The organism is Chryseobacterium sp. KMC2, from assembly GCF_016756935.1.
Taxonomy (GTDB): Bacteria; Bacteroidota; Bacteroidia; order Flavobacteriales; family Weeksellaceae; genus Chryseobacterium; species Chryseobacterium rhizosphaerae.
Window position 1 is genome coordinate 69043 of sequence record NZ_JAESIT010000012.1, and the last position, 17112, is coordinate 86154.

Genomic DNA, 17112 nt, shown 5'->3' on the forward strand with positions numbered 1-17112 from the left:
TATGTCTTTAATAGAAGTAATACAATCCGGAAATTATGAGTTGATCGACGTTCGCGAGCCTATGGAGCTTGAAATGGACGGAAATATAGATGGGGCTAAAAATATTCCTCTAGGTGAAGTAGAAGATAGACAGGATGAGGTTTTATCTATCGAAAAACCAGTAATCATATTCTGCAGAAGTGGAAACAGAAGTGGAAAAGCATTAGAATATCTTAACACTCAAGGATTAAAGGATGGCTATAACGGCGGAGGCTGGGCTGAGCTTAAGGCTGTTCTTGAAGCAAATCAGGGAACTTTTTAAAGTTCCTTTTTTTTATACCTTTTACGGATCATGATTCTGCAAGACCGCTTTCTACAACTTTGTATTTTATTTACTGACGATCAGACTTTAATCCAAAGTCTATGGAAAGAAATTGAAAAAAAGCACTCTGAGAAAGGCAGATATTATCACAATCTGTCTCACCTTGAAAATATGTTTCAGGAACTTGAAACGGTAAAACCCCATATCTCTGACTTTACCACAGTTTCTTTTTCTGTTTTCTATCACGATATTATTTATGATGCAACCTCCAGGTCTAATGAGGAAAAAAGTGCTGGTACAGCTGAAAAAAGGCTTAAGGAAATCGGTGTACCCCATGACACAATTCTGAAGATTTCAAAACAGATCCTGGCCACTAAATCCCATCAAAGATCTGAAGATGAAGATACCCATTACCTATTGGATGCTGATCTTTCTATCCTTGGAAAAGATCTTGCCACTTACCTGGCCTATACCAAAATGATCCGAAAAGAATATTCTATCTACCCGGATTTTCTCTATAAACCCGGGCGAAAAAAAGTTCTTCAACATTTTCTGGAACTTGAAGACATCTTTAAAACTGATTATTTTAAAGGCCAATACGAAATACAGTCCAAAAAAAATATCACCGCAGAAATTCAGCTACTGTAATTTTTTAAGCTTTAAAAAAGCTTACGGATATATTCAGCAGATTTTTCAAGAACCAGCTCAGGAACTTCCTTATGTGGAGTATGTCCAATACCCGGAATAATGTATTTCTCGCTACTTCCGCTTACCTGGGAAATAGTTTTCTCTACCTGGTTCAGTGTACCATATTCATCGGATTCTCCCTGGATAAATAATAATGGGCAAATTATATCTTTTAAGAGATATTCAATATTCCAGTTTCTGTAATCATCACGTGTCCAGGTTTCTGTCCATGCTTTAAAAAGCATTTCTACTTTATCACCATGGTATTTCTTCAAACGTTCCGGAAGATTTGTCGTTTTATAGGCTTCCCATGCATCATAAACCCCTTTTAAGGTAATATCTTCAACAAAAATATGTCCTGCTTCACAAATTACCGCTTCTACTCTTTCGTGATATTTTGCGGCAGCAATTAAAGCAATTGTTCCACCGTCACTATGCCCGAACAGGATCGCTTTGTCGATATTGAGCTGCACCAACAAATCATTAAGCAGGTCTGCTTCCTGTTCCATATAATTAACTGCTCTTTCATGGGTAATCATAGGATATGATTTGCCATAGCCAAGACGGTCATACACAAGGACATTAGATTGGGTAGTTTCAGACAATTTAGCAGGTAAATCTCTCCAAAGCACTACTGATCCCAGAGAATCATGAAGAAAGACAATAGTTGGTCTATTTTCAAAGGAGTTATTGTATTCTATATAAAGATTTTTATCACCAACATTTATTATCGTATTCTGTATCATATTCTTTCGCCAATTCTTTTTACAACATCAAATCTCTTTTAACGTGTAAAATACTATTATTTCTTGCAAAATTACCAAATAACAGAATAATATGACAGAAAAGCTCCGGATATTCGAAATAATCCAATTTAGAAGTCTGATTTTAATTTTTAAATGCGCTTTTATTCAAATACTTACCTATTTATTAAAAATTTAATATAAAACATAAAAATAATAACAAATCAAAAAAGACACTATTTAGTGTGTTAAATATTTTATAAAGCCGGGAATATATTTAAAACAGCTACATCAATAAGCTAAAAAAGATACATATATCACAAAAACGAGATTATTATACTTATTTTATATTTGCCGCTGTAAAAAATTAATAACAACAAACATGAAAAACGCAGTAAAGATTTCATCGTTAGCTTTATTGGCATTGGTAACCTTTTCCTGTTCTACAGAGAATGACATTGCCACAGAAACACAGCAAACAGCAATGGCAAAATCATCGGTAACCAAGTCTACGGAAAGACTGTCAACGACCAAAACCACAGTTCTAGCTGAAAGCAGCAGATCTTATGGAATGGCAGCAGGAGGTTCTTTGGTTCTTAATTATGGAAATGTAAATCTTCATCTTGATCTTCAGCACGATTGTAACCTAGTATTGTATGCAAGTCCTATTCATTGGGTAGGTCTTCATCCAAACCCAGCGAGATGGGCATCTAATACGGTACAGTCCGGAAGTAACAATCCTTATTTGTCTGCTCAGGGAGATGGAAATCTGGTATTGTATAAAAATACCCCTTATATTGCTTCAAACTCTTTATGGGCTACCAACACTAATGCAGGAAACGTATCTAATCCACAATTTAAAATACAAATTATTAAGAAGAAGGATCAGATATTTGGAGGAATCAGATATTACGCAACTTTTATTCTGGAAGGTAACAACTCTGAAAGACATGAAATGGCAGTTGTAGAGATCACTGATATTTATGAGATAAACAATTAACACCTCTCTATAAAAAGAGATTGCCTTCATAGGAGGCAATCTCTTTTATTATTTTAAAATAAATACTGAAATATAGTACAGCTAACTATAATACAGGTATTTTGACATTTTCAAATTCCTCCAACAGATGATTAAAAACGGTTTCTACCGGCAATATATCGTCGATTAATGCGGAAACCTGTCCTATTTCTAATTCTCCATCTTCCATATCTCCTTCAAACATTCCTTTTTTTGCTCTGGCTCTTCCTAATGAAGCAATTAAAGCTTCTTTATCTCTTCCACTTTGGTAAATAGTTTCCAACTCACCAAAGAACTTATTTTTAACCATTCTTACAGGGGCTAATTCTTTTAAAGTAAGATGTGTATCTCCTTCCTGCAGTTCGGTAATTTTCTTTTTCCAGTTTTCATGTGCACTGGCCTCAGTAGTAGCAGCAAAGCGCGATCCGATCTGTACTCCATCTGCTCCTAAAATCATGGCGGCTTTCATTTGCGATCCTAAAGCAATACCTCCGGCAGCGATTAATGGCTTAGAGATATGTTTCCTCACATTAGGAATCAGACAGAACGTTGTCGTTTCATCTCTTCCGTTATGCCCTCCAGCTTCAAAACCTTCCGCAACAATAGCATCTACTCCTGCATCTTCACATTTTACTGCAAATTTGGTAGAGGAAACTACGTGAGCTACTTTTAATCCTTCTTTCTGAAGTGTTTCTGTATACGTTTTCGGGTTTCCTGCTGATGTAAAGACAATTTTCACACCTTCTTCAAGGATAATCTGGATGATCTCTTCAATATTAGGATATAACATCGGAACATTCACCCCAAAAGGCTTGTCTGTGGCTTCTTTGCATTTCCTGATATTTTCTCTCAGGATATCGGGATACATACTTCCTGCACCTATTAACCCCAATCCTCCACAATTGGAAACGGCAGAAGCCAGCTTCCATCCGGAATGCCAGATCATACCAGCCTGAATAATTGGATATTTTATATTAAAAAGCTCTGTAATTCTATTTTGGCTAGCCTGCATGTCATGAAGTTTTTTTGCAGAGTTGAAATCTATAAAATTGCTCATGCGTAAAAATACTAAAAACAACGATTACCAAGTATCTCAATTATTAAAAAAGTGGTAGAAAACGAAATATTCTCATTTCCTATGTGAATCCAAAATATGATCTATAATAGAACTTATCTTTAAAAAATTCTGAACCAGTTCATATACATCTTTTTGTATCCTATCATTTTTTAATGGTATCCAGCCTTGCATTAAGGTAAGTGGTCCATACTCTACACTTACATTAGGCCAGTCTTTATGATACTTCAAAAATTCAGTTCTAAAATCCTGCGCAAAACTTCTACCGGAAATCCTATAGTTTTTTAATTCTCTTACCTTTAGGGCATGGATATTATAATATATTCTATCCTCTTGGATCGCCTTATCATTTACCCATACCGAAAAGAAAATCCTGCCCACTGCATCTAATGGTGACTGCTGATCTCCAGACCACTCCGGTTTATATACTTTAAGAGCTACGGATTCCAGAACAATATCTACCGATAGTTTCAATCCCTTACGATCAAGTTTTATTTCTGGAATTTCCCCTGCAGCCCAATGGAATTGTTGAAGATAAAAGGCAAAGTCCATACGTTTAGTTTATGTAAAGATATTCAATGTTACGATGCAAGTATATAAAGAAAGGTAAATAAGATTTTCTATTCACCTGTTTCAAGGGCTAAGGTGTACCGATAAAAAAAACCTCCAGAGATTCTGAAGGTTTTTGTTTTATTTTTTAACTGTTGCTTTTTTCCAATTGGATTTAAAATTACAGCTATCATAACGTCCGTTGATGGAGATGAAAATGTTTGGTAATTTAGAACTAACAAATTTTTCAATCATTTCATTCTTCTTCTTATTCAGTGCCATTTGTTTTATTCTGCTAAAGTCTGTTTCCAGTGTAATCTGGTGTGCAGGTATAGCATCTTCCAATTTAATGATCTTAACCGTTTTTCTTTTGTTTTCTTCGTCTTCAAAAGCAGTAGTAATATCACCTTTGTTTAATCCGGCTAACTCATAGCTGATTGTTCCCGGGATACTTTCTCTTTCAATTTTATCAGAACCGTCTCCTCCCGGAATAACTCCAGCATTAAATTTGGTTCTTTTATCATCAGAAAACTTAAACGCAGCATCTTTAAATGTCATCTTACCATCTATAATAAGACCTCTGATACTATCTAATTTTGCTTTTGCCGTTTTTAGTTCTTCATCTGTAGGAGTAGCCTTTAATAGTATATGTCTTGCGTCATACACTTTTCCGGATTTTTTTAACAACTGAATAATGTGGTATCCGAATTCAGATTCGATAGGATCTGAAATTTCATTTTCCTGAAGGTTTAATGCTGTAGCTTCAAACTGCTTCACCATCTGACCTTTATTGATATTCTTGTATAATCCTCCGTTGGAAGCAGATCCTTCATCTTCAGAATAAATTCTAGCCTGACTTTCGAAAGTTTCTCCACCTAAGATATCCTGCTTAACTTTTTTCAGTCTGTTGATCAGATCTTGTTTATGAGCTTCCGTCAATGGCGGATAAATCATAATCTGAGCTAAGGTTACTTCATCTTTTATCTGCGGCAACTGCATTTTGTACAGGTTATAAAAGTCGGTAACCTCATTAGGTGTTACATCGGCTTTTTCAGTAATTCTCTGATATTTTGCCTGCCCGTAGTATTGGTCTATATCAATTTTTTCGATAGCATTCTTCATCTCATAAGCATTTCTGAACTTATAAGCTGCAAGCATTGTTTTTTCATCTGGAAATTGAGAAAGCAACTGACGGTATTTTCCATTAGCTTGCTCCTTGATCGCTGCAGAACGGTTTTCAATCAACGTATCTTTTTTTGCCTCGTATACAAGAAGCTTATTGCTGATAAGGTTTTCCAGGAACTCACATTTATCTGTATTAGAAGCTCCCTGCTGCTTTCCATAATTCATTTGCTCAGTTACATCAGATTCCAAAACAATCTCATCACCGATAACAGCAGCAATACCATCCACTAAATCTCCTTGTTTTAGCTGGGCATTCATCATATTTGAAGAGAATATCATTATGAAAATCCCAAGGAGAAAAGTGATTTTTAGTCTATTTGTCATTTTACTATTTTAAACAAGTTGCAAATTTAGAATTCTTAACGAATTTCACTCAATTTTTTATTATAAATATTTCTTAAAAAGACTTATTTACTGCAGTTCAACATCAAATGTTGTTAATTCTTTAAATTGCCTCAATCTCTCGAACATATCCGCTTCTCCAACTTCCTGAATTCTTTCTGTTCCGAATTTTTCTACGGTAAATGAAGCCATTGCAGAACCTACAATTAAAGCAGATTTCATGGTTTCGAAATCCAGTTTTCCTTTTTTAGCAAGATAAGCGGCAAAACCTCCTGCAAAAGTATCTCCTGCCCCTGTTGGATCGAAAACATCTTCTAACGGAAGTGCAGGAATAGCAAATACTTTATTATCATGGAAAAGTAAAGCTCCGTGCTCTCCTTTTTTGATGATTACATATTCAGGACCCATGGTATGAATTTTCTTAGCTGCTTTTACCAGAGAATATTCTCCTGAAAGCTGTCTTGCTTCTTCATCATTGATTGTGATTACATCTGTTTTAGCAATCATATCCATCAGAATATCCCAAGCGCTGTCCATCCAGAAATTCATGGTATCAAGGATAACAAGTTTAGGACGCTTATTCATTTTTTCAAGTACGGACAACTGAACTCCAGGGTGTAGGTTTCCAAGTAATAAAATTTCTGAATCCTGCATAGAATCCGGAATTTTCGGATCAAAATTTTCCAACACATTCACCTCTGTAGCTAAAGTGTCTCTGGTATTTAAATCATTATGATATTTTCCTGACCAGAAGAAAGTTTTTCCTTCTTTTACAATTTCAATTCCTTCGATGTTTACGTCTCTGTCTGTAAACATATCCAGATGTTCTTGTGGAAAATCTCCTCCTACTACAGAAACGATACCCGATTTAACGCCTAAAATAGATGAAGTGATCCCAATATAAGTGGCTGCTCCACCTAAAATTTTATCCGTTTTACCAAATGGTGTTTCGATTGCATCAAATGCAACACTTCCTACAACTAAAAGTTTCATATATTTTTCAATGTATATTAAAAGTAATTATTTTTTCCATTCAAAAGAGTCCAGCAGGTGCTTCATATCGTTTTTGATATAGTTCACTGCAGGAGCCAGAGAATCCGGTTTCGGTCTCGTATCAAAGTATAAATAAGCAGTCACAAAATGTTTTGTACTGTCTGTGATGTAAAATTGAAGATTGGAAGCACTCTGCCCTTTAAGCTCATAAAAGTTTCCGTAGACCTTTTTTTCAGGATACTCAAAAGATTTTGTATCTATAGAACTGGCTTTAATGGTATGTTCGTAAACCATTTTCTCGGCTTCCTTGATATGTTCAGCAAAATCATTTTGTATCGGATAATAAGTAACAAAGATTTTGGCTTTCATTTTTGGATAATTAAGATAGTACCAACACGGTTTTTTAGCTGCCGTAATGGAAGCAAAATCAGAATATTCAAAAGTATAGGCACAATTGTTTTCAAACTTTTGGTATTTCGGAGTTGGATATTCCAGACGCAATTCTCCGTAAGGTTTCGGAGTAGTGTCTTTTCCACATGAAAGTAAAAGCAGTGATACAAAAATAAAAATGACTTTTTTAATCATTTTGCAAAAGTACAAATTAGATTTCAGATTTCAGAAGACAAATTTCAGTCTTTCAGAGAGTTTTGAATGTAATTTTCCAAAGGCTTAGGAAAGGATTTTTCATGAGATCCCTGAATATCCGTAATGAGGTATTGATTTTCAGCTATAAAAGTATTCCATTCCTTCTCTGAAGATACTGCCACATTGAATATTTCAATACTTAAATTCTTGTGAGTCAGTTTATGGGTAATGGTTTTTGATTGGGTAATAAATGGTTCCATTTCTTCAGGAATAGCTGAAGGAAACTCAAATAATTTTTTCCAGATAAAATCATCTTTTCTCTGACGGATCAGAAATTGTCCGTTTCTATGAACGAAATAATAGGTTAAAGCAAGATCTTCTGTCTTTACCTTCTTCGTTTTCACCGGATAATTGGTAACTTTCTGTAAAGAAAACGCAAGACAGTCTTCATTAATTGGGCATTCTCCGCAAAGGGGATTTTTCGGCTTACAGATCTCAGAACCCAGATCCATCATCGCCTGATTAAAATCGCCTACATTGTCAGGCATCACCAAAGACGCCAATTCTGAAAAATAGGTAAAAGCTCTGGAGTTTGAAATATCAAAATCATCAGCAAAAAGACGGCTTAGCACCCTATAAAAGTTTCCGTCAACCGCAGGCATTTTTCCTCCGAAACAGATGCTTGAAACCGCAGCCGCAGTATATTTACCAATCCCTTTTAAGGTTAAAATATCTTGATACTGAGCTGGAAATATCCCCTGATAGTCCTCCATAATCTGCCTGGCAGCTTTATGAATATTAATTGCCCTTGAGTAATAGCCTAATCCCTTCCAGTATAATAAAACCTCGTTTTCGTCAGCTTCTGCCAATGTTTTTACATCGGGAAATCTTTTGATAAAATTATTATAGTGATTTAACCCCTGATTAATTCTTGTCTGTTGAAATACAATCTCACAGATCCATATTTTATAAGGGTCTTTCGTCTGTCTGAAAGGCAGATCTCTTGCATTATTTTTATACCACTCCAAAAGCCTGTTTCCTACATGAAGAAAGTCTGAGCCTGTTCTAATATTTTCCAAAAACCTTAATCTATTTATACCACGGAAGAAGCGAGAGCTCTTCTGATGAACATTATTTCGAAGCTGCAAAGATAGGTTTATTTTATTTTTTCTTCACAGAATATACCGGAGCTGCTTTCAGCCACTGATATTTAAGGTTCCTGTCTTTTGCAATAAACCGGTACCCCTGAAGACTTTTCAGGTAAACATACATGGAATCATTATTTTTCAGCTTGAGTCTCTGTGGTGAAAGAAACTGAAATGGATATTCCATAACAGAATCTCTTATTGTTTTCAGTACTTTTCCGGATCTTACTTTATAGATAAAAAAGGGTTTTCCACGGCCTTTTGAACTATCTATCAGCTTTACTTCTGAGCTTGCAATCACCATTTCACTACCATCGAAACATTCATCTTCATTCATAATATAGGCTGTCCCTTCCTGGCGTTCATTGGCAAACATATCGTTTTCATAATTCCCCGGGCTTTGGTATTTTTTTTCACAGCTTACCAAAACTGCCAGTAATAAGACAGGCAGAAGTACCAAGTTCAGTTTTTTATTCATCTTACTATTTATAGGTGTTGGTAGAAAAAAACCGATGAAAAAAATTGCATCGGTTTTTTATTATTTAAAATAAGTTTTTTTATTCCTGAGTATATTCTGCATCCCATTCGTTACCATCATCTCCTTTGTGTCCGTCCAGTTTAATAACGAAACTTTTTGTAGGGAAATAAGGAGTCATACGGATATCAAGCCATACTCTGTCTTTGTTCACTCTGTCCTGTTCAAAACGAACAATCTTGAATTTTTCAATTAATTTATCCGGTCCTTTGATATTGTCTAAGAATGTTACGATCTGTCTTCTCAAATCATCTTCGTTCTTAGCGTTCCAGTTTTCAAAAGCTCTTCTGTTCAGGAAGTCAAGTAGTACTTTAGTTACGTAGTCGAATACACGAACTACGGAATATGTCTGAAGACCGATGTTATCTCCTGTAAACAATGTTTTTGCAGAGAATGCCATGATTTTTCCATATTCATTTACCATCGGTACAAGACCCATTTTTTCTAACTGAGAAATTTCACTTTTCTTCAATTCGAATTTTACAGCGTCTACTTCGTTGATATTACCGTGTTTTTTACCGGCTGCTACCTGAGACATTAAAGTCTTGTGGATTTTTCCTGCCAATGAAGTGGAAGGTGGAAGTTCTACGTTTTCCTCTTCACCTACTTCTTCAGCTTTTCCACGTCCTACCAGCCAGTTACAAGTCATAATCACATTACTTCTGTGAAGTTCACCTCCTGTAAGGTTTGCCGAGTGGAATAAATCTACCACGTCATCCGGCTTATCAAGATTAGCAAAATCTGTAACCATCATTACTTTATTCTCGTTACAGATTTTCGCCCATTTTTCAATTACCTTATTTGATCCTAAATATCCTGGTATTGCAAGAATTGAATAGTTATCTCTAAGGTCTAAACGGTCATAATAATTTTTGAATTCTTCAGAAATTGCATCGATAAATAAAGGATTATCTAAATCCGAAACCTGATCGATACTTGCATTGACAATGCTTACGTTGTCTACTTTGTCCAATTCTGTATTTTTATAGAATTGCGCTACCGTTCTGTAGTTGGTTTCCAACAGACGAACTGCATCAAGTGTATTTTTTAAGTTTGTCTTTAAATTCTGATCGGCCTGCTGTGCTTTACTTTTGCACGTTTCAGCCATTTTATCTGCAGATTCATTTCCCTCCAACAGACTCACCCAAAGGTTGATTTTCTGAAGAAGCTCTTTTCTTTCATCTGCTTTATTGCTATCGGTAAGGAAGATTTCCTTTCTTGCCTTTCTTGTAGGGTTCATATTGGCGACTCCGTCTACAACGGATTCAACAAAGCCAAAACCTCCCATTTTATTGAGCTCTGCAAGTGGGTTCCCTTTCGGTTGCCCTGCGTGTTGCTGCTGCCCTTGCTGCTGGCTTTCTTGCGCCTGTAATTTGCTATCCATGATTTAATGTAAAGTCTTTAATTATTTTTCAAGTTCTTGTGCTACGTCTTTCAATACTTCGATGAACGCAGCTCTTGTCTGATCATTCTCCAGCATATTTCGTAGTATTTTATTTGTTTTCAGCTGACGTACGATTTTGTTGTACTGCTCCTGCTCCATGCTCAGCTGCTGCAGATAATCTGATTTCTGAGTAAGGCTTTTAGGAGTAAAGTCACCAAGATTTTGAAAGCGGAATTCTTCTTCTACCACACTTCCATCTTCTGTTTCATGCTGTACAGCTACAGAAGGCTGAAAATGTCTGAAAACATCTTCTACGGTTTTTAATCCTGTTACAATTTCAGGGGTATAAGATTCTTCTGTTGTAAGCTGGCTTACTATCAGTGATTTATTTTCCTGTATTTCCTGAATAGCTTCATTAGCGTCTACTTTTACCTCGTTTCCGCCAACACCATAATTAAACATTGCCATATTATTATTATTTTGAGATTTACTATTTTGGTTTGGATCTGTTTCTGAGTAATTTACAGACGTATCAAATAAATTACCAATCCAATGTTTAAATTTAAAAAAAAACTGTAACATACAAAATTTTGTCAAGATTTTTCTTGATTTATTTAAATTTAGCTATTATTACTTATCATACAATCACCATCTTACGATATCACTAAGCTATGAAAAATAAACAAAAGTAAACCATAGAAAGATAAAATAAAATTTTGGCCTACTTTGATCAAACATATGTTAAAATAAAAAATCCTCCAACGTAAGGAAAAAATATTCTTTATATTTAAATAAAGTAAACACAATAATGAAAGATGTAAAGATTGCTTTTCGAAAACCAATATATCCTGTTTCAGAAGCACTAGAGCAGTATTTGGAAAAACACAACAGAACTACCAAGATCCAGTTTCTATATGAAGACCTGCTAAGATTCAGCGACAGTGTGAATATTCTGGATAAGGAAGGCAAAGATACTTTGTGGCTCGGGGTATTGTATTCTGAATATGAGTTTAAAGAAATAGAGGCTAATCTAAATAAGATTTATACCCTTCTTCATTCCGACGGAGATGAAGCTACTTTACCCTATCTGAAAGTAGATACGATCGACTTCTGTACTTTCGGAAATTCTAAACCTTTCCGAATTCGGGTGAGAAATATTCTGAATGACAATTATACCAATTTTTATATTAAGCAAGCCGATGCCTCACGCATATACGGATTGGAAATTGAAGACCTTCTTTCTCCCAACCGGGTTAACTTTCTAATTTACAAAAACACCTTAATAGAAGAACATATCTTAGGAATTCCCGGGGATGTTTTTATTCAGAAATACCTACCCAATTGTACAGAATCGGAAAAAGCGCAAATTTCCAAGGAATTTGTAAAATTCAATGAACGCTGCCTTATTGGGCTACTTGGAGACATGCGCTCTTATAATTATGTTATCATTCCTATACACGATTTTGATCAGGTTATTTACAGAATTCGTCCCATCGATTTTGATCAGCAAAGCTACGAGGGGAATTTGAAAGTGTATCTCCCTCAGTATTTCAAAGAAAACAACCTGATGGTTAATATGGTATTAGAAAAATTGAAACCTAATTCCATAGAGCAATATCGTAAAGAGGTACGTTCACAAATTGTAAAAAGAGTGACCAGTAGCAAAAGCAGATTCGATGAACTCCTTTCTATTATGAAAAAAGAAAACATTGCCCCTGAGGCCAATGTTACAGAGCTAAAAACAGCTTTGCAAAAACTCACTTACGATGTGAATTTCAAGTACTGTCAAACGATGGGAGATATTATAGAAACCGGAATAAAGTTCGTTATCCGAAATTATAAGAAAGCGTATTAAAAAGAGAATCCATCTCACATTGAATTGAGACGGATTCTTTCTTTTCTAACAATTTTTGGTATTACTACCAGATTTTTATTCTGTCCTGAGGAGCTTTATACATTTTATCACCAGGCTTAATATCAAATGCTTTGATAAATGCATCCTGATTAACTAATGGTCCAAATGCTCTGTACACTCCCGGAGAGTGAGGATCTGTTTTTACCTGATTGATCATATACTGATCTGTAGCTTTTGTTCTCCAAACTGTTGCCCAGCTTAAGAAAAATCTCTGATCCTGAGTAAATCCACTGATTTTACCTGGATTTCCTTTATCTTTTAAATACATTTGAAGGGCATCATAAGCCACAGATACACCACCTAAGTCACCGATATTTTCTCCGCTTGTAAATTTACCGTTTACAAAACTTCCTTTTACAGGTTCATAAGCATTGTATTGAGCTGCAAGCTGTCCTACTTTTGCATCAAAGTTCTTGCGGTCAGCATCTGTCCACCAGTTATTAAGGTTTCCGTCACCATCGAAACGGGAACCACTGTCATCAAATCCGTGAGAGATTTCATGCCCGATAACCGCTCCAATACCACCAAAATTCACCGCTGCATCTGCTTTAGGATTATAGAAAGGAGGCTGAAGGATTGCTGCCGGGAATACAATTTCGTTATTTGATCCGCTGTAGTAGGCATTGACAGTCTGTGGAGACATTCCCCATTCTGTTTTATCAACAGGTTTTCCTACTTTATCTAAACTTCTCTGATACTGCCATGCCGCTACATTCTGAAGGTTAGAATATAATGTTGCTCCCTGATTGGTAGATTCCACTTTCAATTGGGTATAATCTTTCCATTTATCCGGATAAGCAATCTTTACTGTAAATTTAGACAGTTTCTCCTGAGCTTTTACTTTTGTTTCCGGAGACATCCAGTCTATATTGGCAATGTGCGTTTTAAATGATTTTAAAAGGTAGTCAATATAAGTTTCCATCTGCTGTTTTGCTTCCGGAGTAAAATATTTCTCAACATATAATTTACCGAAAGCTTCACCAAGAACCCCATTAACCATGGTAAGACCTCTCTTGTTCATTGGACGCTGCTCTTTCTGTCCCTGAAGATATTTTGCATAGAAATCAAATCTGATTTGCTCTAAACTTTCATCTAAATTACTTGCATTACCGTTAATCAGGTGATACTTCAGATAGTCTTTTAACAACGGAAGGTTTTTTTGCGTCACAAACTGATCCATATTCTGGTAATATTTCAGTTCTCCGATGATTACTCTGTCTGTATTCACCCCTGCATCTTTCAAATATTTTGCAAGGTCTATATTTTTAACAAGCCCTGAAAGCTCAGATACATTTTTAGGATTGTATCTCAGGTTAGCATCTCTGTTCTGCTCAAGAGTCAATAAATAATTGGCAAGCTGTTTCTCAAAATCAACCACATTCTGCCCTGCCTGAGCTGAATTCTTATATCCTAAAACCCCGAATAGTTTTCCAACATAAGCCTGATATTCTGCTAAAGTTTTAGTATTTGCGTCGTTTACTTTCTGATAATAATCTCTTCCCAGACCAAGATCCGGACCTCCCAGATATACAGCATTCATTTTAGAATTCTTCATATCTGCGCTTACTCGCCAGCCGTAGAATGAATTATCTCCTAATCTTGTTGCTTCCAAAAGGTACTTCTGAAGATCATTAAGGTTTTTAATGGCATCAATTTTTGTCAAATCACTTTTTATAGGTGATAAACCATCTGCATTTCTTTTGCTGGTATCCATAAAAGAAGCGTATAGATTCTGAATTTTCTGACCTTCAGTTCCTTCAGCATATTTTTCAGACAAAATTTTGTTTAAGATGTCCAGAGAAGCATCATCCACATTTTCCCTCAATGCATTGAAAGACCCCCAATTTGCTTTATCAGACGGAATCTGAGTGTTCTTCACCCAATTTCCGTTTACATAGCTAAAAAAGTCATCCTGTGGACGCACATTTGTATCCATATATGATACATTAATTCCCTCATCTTTTACTTCTCCTTTTACTGTCTCGGCAACGACTGCCGTAGCTTCAGTTTTTGTATCTGTCCCTGCAGTCTTTGCTGTACCACAAGAATTAAGAAATACAAGACCTGAAAGGGCAAGTATTCCAATATTTAGCTTTTTCATTAAAGATATTTTTGATTTTACACAAACTTATCAAATATACAAACTTTAATGATAATAGTTGAGGGATAATTGGAAAATGATAGAGTATGTTTAGTTCAGGGAATTGGGAATACGGGGGTTGAATTTCGGGGGTAATGTGGGTTTTAAATTCAGATGGGTTTATGTTAGGCTTTGGCTAAAGCCTGATGATGGGTATTTATGAAGAAAGCGGACTAAAGTCCGCTTCTATTGATGGATGATATTTGCTTTATAAGTAAACCGGTTATAAACCACCCCGTCAAAAATTCTTTGAATTTTCGACACCCCTCCAGAGGAGGGGAATGATGGAGGTCTTTCATTTACAAATTATGAGTAATGCATCGACACTTCTAACTTCTTATTAAATCTCTACTACCTATTACCTATAAAAAAACCGTTCATTGCTGAACGGTTTGTATGATTACCAGATTTTAATTCTGTCTTCAGGAGCTTTGTATAGCTTATCTCCTTTTTTCACGTCGAATGCTTTGTAGAATGAATCAACATTGATCAGTGGGCCGAAGCTTCTGAAGTACCCCGGAGAGTGCGGATCTGTCTTCACCTGATTGATCATGTATTTCTCACTTGATAATGTTCTCCAAACAGTTGCCCAGCTTAAGAAGAATCTCTGATCCTGAGAGAATCCACTGATTTTTCCTGGGTTTCCTTTATCTTTTAAGTACATTTGAAGAGCGTCATATGCAATATTTACACCTCCTAAGTCAGCGATATTTTCACCATTTGTGAAAGTACCGTTTACAAAAGTTCCTTTTACAGGCTCATATTTGTCATATTGAGAAGCAAGAGCTTTTGTAGCTTTCTCGAAGTTGGCTTTATCTTCCGGAGTCCACCAGTCTACTAAGTTACCGTCTGCATCAAACTGGGCACCTGAATCATCAAATCCGTGGCTCATTTCGTGACCGATAACAGCACCAATTCCACCGAAGTTTACAGCAGCATCAGCTTTCGGATTGAAGAATGGCGGCTGAAGGATTGCAGCAGGGAATACGATTTCGTTGTTTACCGGGTTATAGTAAGCATTTACCGTTTGTGGAGTCATTCCCCATTCTGATTTATCAACCGGCTTACCAATTTTAGCTAAATCTTTATTGTACTGCCATTCAGCAATATTCTGAAGGTTTTTGTATAATGTTCCGTCTTTAGATTCTGGAGTGATTTCTAATTTTGAATAATCTTTCCATTTGTCCGGATAAGCAACTTTCACTGTAAATTTGTTCAGTTTCGTCATTGCTTTTGCCTTTGTTGTAGCAGACATCCACGCTAAATTGTTGATGTGAACGGCAAAGCTTTTCTTTAAATAGTCGATCAATTCTACCATTTGAGCCTTAGCTTCTGCAGGGAAGTATTTTTCAACATATAATTTTCCGAAAGCTTCTCCCAAAGAACCATTGATCAATTCAAAACCTCTTTTGTTTAAAGCTCTCTGTTCCTGCTGACCTCTAAGATATTTACCATAGAAAGCAAATCTCATATTTCCAAGGTTCTCACTTAAGTAAGAAGCACTTCCGTTGATCAGGTGGAATTTTAAATAGTCTTTGATGATAGGAAGGTTTTTAGCATTCACCAGTTGATCAAAGTTTTTATAATACCCTAATTCTCCGATGATTACTTTATCAGAATTCACCCCTACTTTTTTAAGATAAGCAGGAAGGTCAACTCCTTTTACCAAAGCAGAAAGCTCAGCCATTGTCTGAGGGTTATACTGAAGAGTATTATCACGGCTCTGTTCATTTGTCAGATAGGTTTTAGCGATGCTTTTCTCGTAATCAACGATACCTTTTGCTGCTTCATCCGCATTTTTGTATCCTAATTCTTTAAGCATTGAAGCTACATATTTCTGATATTCAGCAATAGCTTCTGTATTTTTTTCGTTTACTTTCTGATAATAATCTCTTCCTAAACCAAGAGATGCTTCCCCTAAGTAAACAGCGTTCATTTTAGAGTCTTTCAGATCTGCATATACGCCCCATCCATAGAAATTATTTTCGCCTTCCTTAGTTACAGAAGCAAGATAATTCTGAAGATCAGCAACATTTTTGATGGCATCAATTTTAGTCAGATTTCCCTGAATAGGTTTGATTCCGTCTGCATTTCTCTTCTGCATGTTCATATATGTAGCATACAGATCCTGGATTTTTTTACCTTCGCTTCCATCAGCAAATTTATCCTTCAAAAGCGAGTTCAGGATCGTCATGGAGTTGTTATCCGTGTCTTCAGCTAATTTGTTGAAACTTCCCCAAGTTGGCTTATCAGAAGGAATTTTGGCAGTTTTCATCCATGTTCCACTCACGTAGTTATAAAAATCATCCTGCGGACGTACAGAAGTATCCATAAGGCTAATATCCAAGCCTGTATCTGTGCTGTTTACAACTGTTTTAGTTACTTTAGCCTGGGCATTCACTGTATTTTGTGAACATATTCCTGCTAATAAAAACAAAGAAAGCGTTAGTTTTTTCATTATGATAACAATTTATACAATATGTATGATTTATTTACTATTTGTTACTTTTTTATA

16 protein-coding genes are annotated in these 17112 nt (G+C 35.8%); 4 read left to right on the top strand and 12 right to left on the bottom strand.

The window, feature by feature from the left end; all coding sequences use genetic code 11:
* The first annotated feature begins 1 nt into the window (after position 1).
* The gene (locus JML65_RS15095) at positions 2 to 301 is read left to right on the top strand and encodes a rhodanese-like domain-containing protein (protein ID WP_047487614.1); all 300 of its coding nucleotides are present in this window, start codon (positions 2 to 4) and stop codon (positions 299 to 301) included.
* Positions 302 to 331: 30 nt separating this feature from the next.
* The gene (locus tag JML65_RS15100; RefSeq protein WP_202271321.1) at positions 332 to 949 is read left to right on the top strand and encodes a hypothetical protein; all 618 of its coding nucleotides are present in this window, start codon (positions 332 to 334) and stop codon (positions 947 to 949) included.
* 11 nt (positions 950 to 960) lie between these two features.
* On the opposite strand, the gene JML65_RS15105 is transcribed toward JML65_RS15100, so the two are convergent.
* Positions 961 to 1734 carry an alpha/beta fold hydrolase gene (locus JML65_RS15105; RefSeq protein WP_202271322.1) on the bottom strand — a complete coding sequence of 258 codons (774 nt, stop codon included), beginning with the start codon at positions 1732 to 1734 and terminating at the stop codon, positions 961 to 963.
* Positions 1735 to 2113: 379 nt separating this feature from the next.
* On the opposite strand from JML65_RS15105, the gene JML65_RS15110 reads away from it, so the two are divergent.
* On the top strand, positions 2114 to 2731 hold the full coding sequence (locus tag JML65_RS15110) for a hypothetical protein (RefSeq protein ID WP_084086202.1): 618 nt from the start codon (positions 2114 to 2116) through the stop codon (positions 2729 to 2731).
* A gap of 85 nt (positions 2732 to 2816) precedes the next feature.
* Here JML65_RS15110 and JML65_RS15115 read toward each other — a convergent pair whose 3' ends face one another.
* From JML65_RS15115 to JML65_RS15155, 9 genes are all read right to left on the bottom strand, one after another.
* On the bottom strand, positions 2817 to 3806 hold the full coding sequence (locus tag JML65_RS15115; protein WP_237390897.1) for an NAD(P)H-dependent flavin oxidoreductase: 990 nt from the start codon (positions 3804 to 3806) through the stop codon (positions 2817 to 2819).
* Between the two features lie 72 nt (positions 3807 to 3878).
* Complete coding sequence (locus JML65_RS15120; protein WP_202271323.1) at positions 3879 to 4376, bottom strand: hypothetical protein; 498 nt, start codon at positions 4374 to 4376, stop codon at positions 3879 to 3881.
* Between the two features lie 138 nt (positions 4377 to 4514).
* Positions 4515 to 5882 carry a peptidylprolyl isomerase gene (locus JML65_RS15125; protein ID WP_202271324.1) on the bottom strand — a complete coding sequence of 456 codons (1368 nt, stop codon included), beginning with the start codon at positions 5880 to 5882 and terminating at the stop codon, positions 4515 to 4517.
* A gap of 87 nt (positions 5883 to 5969) precedes the next feature.
* Positions 5970 to 6893 carry a PfkB family carbohydrate kinase gene (locus JML65_RS15130; protein ID WP_047487598.1) on the bottom strand — a complete coding sequence of 308 codons (924 nt, stop codon included), beginning with the start codon at positions 6891 to 6893 and terminating at the stop codon, positions 5970 to 5972.
* Positions 6894 to 6920: 27 nt separating this feature from the next.
* Positions 6921 to 7478 (bottom strand): gliding motility lipoprotein GldD, encoded by a 558-nt coding sequence (gene gldD / locus JML65_RS15135; RefSeq protein ID WP_047487595.1) that lies wholly within the window; start codon positions 7476 to 7478, stop codon positions 6921 to 6923.
* Positions 7479 to 7522: 44 nt separating this feature from the next.
* The gene (mutY, locus tag JML65_RS15140; protein ID WP_237390898.1) at positions 7523 to 8557 is read right to left on the bottom strand and encodes an A/G-specific adenine glycosylase; all 1035 of its coding nucleotides are present in this window, start codon (positions 8555 to 8557) and stop codon (positions 7523 to 7525) included.
* 82 nt (positions 8558 to 8639) lie between these two features.
* Complete coding sequence (locus JML65_RS15145; RefSeq protein ID WP_052188573.1) at positions 8640 to 9101, bottom strand: hypothetical protein; 462 nt, start codon at positions 9099 to 9101, stop codon at positions 8640 to 8642.
* A gap of 79 nt (positions 9102 to 9180) precedes the next feature.
* Positions 9181 to 10542 carry a DUF5458 family protein gene (locus tag JML65_RS15150; protein ID WP_047487587.1) on the bottom strand — a complete coding sequence of 454 codons (1362 nt, stop codon included), beginning with the start codon at positions 10540 to 10542 and terminating at the stop codon, positions 9181 to 9183.
* Positions 10543 to 10563: 21 nt separating this feature from the next.
* Complete coding sequence (locus JML65_RS15155) at positions 10564 to 11010, bottom strand: type VI secretion system contractile sheath small subunit (protein ID WP_047487911.1); 447 nt, start codon at positions 11008 to 11010, stop codon at positions 10564 to 10566.
* 340 nt (positions 11011 to 11350) lie between these two features.
* On the opposite strand from JML65_RS15155, the gene JML65_RS15160 reads away from it, so the two are divergent.
* Positions 11351 to 12397, top strand: a complete 1047-nt coding sequence (locus JML65_RS15160) for a hypothetical protein (protein ID WP_202271325.1) — start codon at positions 11351 to 11353, stop codon at positions 12395 to 12397.
* A gap of 64 nt (positions 12398 to 12461) precedes the next feature.
* On the opposite strand, the gene JML65_RS15165 is transcribed toward JML65_RS15160, so the two are convergent.
* Together JML65_RS15165 and JML65_RS15170 are read right to left on the bottom strand one after the other, a co-directional pair.
* Positions 12462 to 14558, bottom strand: a complete 2097-nt coding sequence (locus JML65_RS15165) for a M13 family metallopeptidase (protein ID WP_084086208.1) — start codon at positions 14556 to 14558, stop codon at positions 12462 to 12464.
* A 439-nt stretch (positions 14559 to 14997) separates the two neighbouring features.
* A complete protein-coding gene (locus tag JML65_RS15170; RefSeq protein ID WP_202271326.1) occupies positions 14998 to 17055 on the bottom strand; it encodes a M13 family metallopeptidase in 2058 nt (685 codons plus the stop codon).
* Between the last annotated feature and the right edge of the window lie 57 nt (positions 17056 to 17112).

Excerpts from the sequence above, each read along its gene's own strand:
- JML65_RS15095 (WP_047487614.1), top strand. The coding sequence starts at position 2 with ATGTCTTTAATAGAAGTAATACAATCCGGAAATTATGAGTTGATCGAC.
- JML65_RS15100 (WP_202271321.1), top strand. The coding sequence starts at position 332 with ATGATTCTGCAAGACCGCTTTCTACAACTTTGTATTTTATTTACTGAC.
- JML65_RS15105 (WP_202271322.1), bottom strand. The coding sequence starts at position 1,734 with ATGATACAGAATACGATAATAAATGTTGGTGATAAAAATCTTTATATA.
- JML65_RS15110 (WP_084086202.1), top strand. The coding sequence starts at position 2,114 with ATGAAAAACGCAGTAAAGATTTCATCGTTAGCTTTATTGGCATTGGTA.
- JML65_RS15115 (WP_237390897.1), bottom strand. The coding sequence starts at position 3,806 with ATGAGCAATTTTATAGATTTCAACTCTGCAAAAAAACTTCATGACATG.
- JML65_RS15120 (WP_202271323.1), bottom strand. The coding sequence starts at position 4,376 with ATGGACTTTGCCTTTTATCTTCAACAATTCCATTGGGCTGCAGGGGAA.
- JML65_RS15125 (WP_202271324.1), bottom strand. The coding sequence starts at position 5,882 with ATGACAAATAGACTAAAAATCACTTTTCTCCTTGGGATTTTCATAATG.
- JML65_RS15130 (WP_047487598.1), bottom strand. The coding sequence starts at position 6,893 with ATGAAACTTTTAGTTGTAGGAAGTGTTGCATTTGATGCAATCGAAACA.
- gldD (WP_047487595.1), bottom strand. The coding sequence starts at position 7,478 with ATGATTAAAAAAGTCATTTTTATTTTTGTATCACTGCTTTTACTTTCA.
- JML65_RS15145 (WP_052188573.1), bottom strand. The coding sequence starts at position 9,101 with ATGAATAAAAAACTGAACTTGGTACTTCTGCCTGTCTTATTACTGGCA.
- JML65_RS15150 (WP_047487587.1), bottom strand. The coding sequence starts at position 10,542 with ATGGATAGCAAATTACAGGCGCAAGAAAGCCAGCAGCAAGGGCAGCAG.
- JML65_RS15155 (WP_047487911.1), bottom strand. The coding sequence starts at position 11,010 with ATGGCAATGTTTAATTATGGTGTTGGCGGAAACGAGGTAAAAGTAGAC.
- JML65_RS15160 (WP_202271325.1), top strand. The coding sequence starts at position 11,351 with ATGAAAGATGTAAAGATTGCTTTTCGAAAACCAATATATCCTGTTTCA.
- JML65_RS15165 (WP_084086208.1), bottom strand. The coding sequence starts at position 14,558 with ATGAAAAAGCTAAATATTGGAATACTTGCCCTTTCAGGTCTTGTATTT.
- JML65_RS15170 (WP_202271326.1), bottom strand. The coding sequence starts at position 17,055 with ATGAAAAAACTAACGCTTTCTTTGTTTTTATTAGCAGGAATATGTTCA.